This window comes from Bacillus sp. LR_5 (genome assembly GCF_042709275.1).
The window spans coordinates 1-1370 of record NZ_JAVAXX010000582.1 but is presented as its reverse complement, the minus strand read 5'-3'; the positions used below and the strand labels follow the sequence as shown (position 1 = coordinate 1370).

The 1370-nt window shown below is 40.2% G+C and carries 2 protein-coding genes; both read right to left on the bottom strand.

Going from position 1 to position 1370, the window contains the following annotated elements:
• Positions 1–210: 210 nt before the first annotated feature.
• Positions 211–1167 carry an alpha/beta fold hydrolase gene (locus RAC86_RS38675; RefSeq protein ID WP_072565635.1) on the bottom strand — a complete coding sequence of 319 codons (957 nt, stop codon included), beginning with the start codon at positions 1165–1167 and terminating at the stop codon, positions 211–213.
• Between the two features lie 100 nt (positions 1168–1267).
• Positions 1268–1370, bottom strand: a 103-nt coding sequence (locus RAC86_RS38670; protein WP_377886952.1) for an EF-Tu C-terminal domain-related protein, incomplete at its 5' end; no start/stop codon positions are given.

Genomic DNA, 1370 nt, shown 5'->3' with positions numbered 1-1370 from the left:
AGTTAGACAGTTCTCCGCGAGAAAAACCTGAACACCTTTGCCATGGCAAAGCGGCCGGGTGTGTCAGCAACCTCTCACTTCATCGCAGTCAAAGACCAACATACACCATTATACAGAAAATAGACGCATGTTGCAAGACTTATTTAAAATATGCATGGTTTGCACACTTTTTTTATTATACAGGTGTTTTTCTCATTTATCAAGGACCTATCATAAGTGGTACAGCGCGTGGCGGCTCAGTGTATCCGCGAATAATGACGGCTCCTCGATATGCGGGGTGTGAGCGGATTTCTCAAATTGAAACCAGCGCTTTTCAGGTGCTACAAGCTCATGATAATATTGTTTCGATATTTCAGCAGGAACAATTAAATCATGTCTCCCCGAAATAAAAAAGCACGGTACTTTAATAGAAGGAACTGATCTAAATGCATTAAAACGGTACAACTCATCAGTTAAATGTTTTTTACTGAAGTGCAAACCATTGAGGAAGCTGTGCATATTTCTTATTCCATATTCCTTACCGGTAAGCATTTGAAATAATACAGCAAAGGATTGACGATGATGGTGAGTGAATCCTCCCCTGCTCATTTCGACACAGAACCGATAGATAAAATGCTGGATATCCTTCTTCCAAGGCGGAGCGCCAAGGAAACGTATGAGAGGGAATACTATACCGGCTCTTTTTGCATCTGAGGTTTTACGTATATATTGATAAGAAGCTGATTCTTCATAGTGAGGGTTAACAACCTGACTGATTCCAAAATACGCGTAAAACAAATCCGGACGCTGTTGCAGTACTTGAAGTGCCAGCAGTGAGCCCCACGAATGACCGGCAAGATATACTTTTGTTTTTGAAAAATGATCTAGGAGCCATTGAGTGACTTGTATTGTATCTTTAATGAAATGACTGATTGTCATGGAATGATGAGGAATTCGTTTTGAATACGAAAGCCCGGAACCCCTTTGATCCCAATGTACTACCGTGAAATGCTGTTCTAGGTCTTTTTGATAATGTCTTACATATCCGATTTGTGGCGTCCCCGGCCCCCCATGTAAAAAAAGCAGCAACGGATTTTTTACATTAGACCCATTAATCATCAGCATTTGCTTTGTATTTTCAATGCTCAGTTCTTTCATGATAGCGATTGATCTCTTTTCAGGAATCATAAAAAATTAGCCCCTCGAATATGATACATCCTATTATACAAGAAAAAGATATGCAAACAAAAAACGAGACCCACAGTGGGTCTCGTTTATAATCATACTATTACTCAGTGATTGTAGAAACAACGCCTGAACCAACAGTACGTCCGCCTTCACGAATAGAGAAACGAGTTCCTTCTTCGATAGCGATTGTAGAGATAAGTTCT